Origin of the sequence: Dietzia massiliensis (assembly GCF_018390595.1) — a bacterium.
In the GTDB taxonomy this organism is placed as follows: domain Bacteria; phylum Actinomycetota; class Actinomycetes; order Mycobacteriales; family Mycobacteriaceae; genus Dietzia; species Dietzia massiliensis.
In genome coordinates this window covers 1-544 of the sequence record NZ_JAHBAV010000151.1, presented here as the reverse complement: position 1 = coordinate 544, position 544 = coordinate 1, and the positions used below count along the sequence as shown (strand labels likewise).

At 65.3% G+C, this 544-nt stretch carries 1 protein-coding gene; it reads right to left on the bottom strand.

All coding sequences use genetic code 11. The features are described from left to right. Positions 1–31: 31 nt before the first annotated feature. Positions 32–544: taurine ABC transporter permease TauC (tauC, locus tag KHA85_RS20095; RefSeq protein ID WP_213186641.1), on the bottom strand; the 513-nt coding region annotated here is incomplete at its 5' end.

Genomic DNA, 544 nt, shown 5'->3' with positions numbered 1-544 from the left:
GGCCCCAGCGGGGTGATATTCAGACGTTCGTTCATTGCTGTACTCCATGCCACGGGGTCAATCGGCGCTGCAGGGCACGCAGCCCCAGCTCCAGCCCAAATGCAATCACCGCAATCACGCCGATGCCAGCCAACACCACGTCGGTCGCCAGAAACTCACCGGCGGATTGCACCATAAATCCCAGGCCGCGCGTGGCGGCGATCAGTTCGGCGGCCACCAGCGTCGACCAGCCGACGCCCAGCCCGATGCGGATGCCGGTCAGGATCTCCGGCAGCGCGCTCGGCAGCACCACGAAACGCAGCACCTGCCAACGCGTGGCGCCCAACGCCCGGGCGGCACGCACCCTCACCTGCGCCACGCTGCGCACGCCGGCCACGGCAGACAGCGTCACCGGCGCGAAGATCGCCAGATAAATCAGTAAGATCTTTGAGGTTTCGCCGATGCCGAACCAAATCACCATCAGCGGCAGATAGGCCAGCGGCGGCACCGGGCGATAGATTTCAATCAGCGGATCGAGAATGCCGCGCACCGTGTCGTTCAGCCC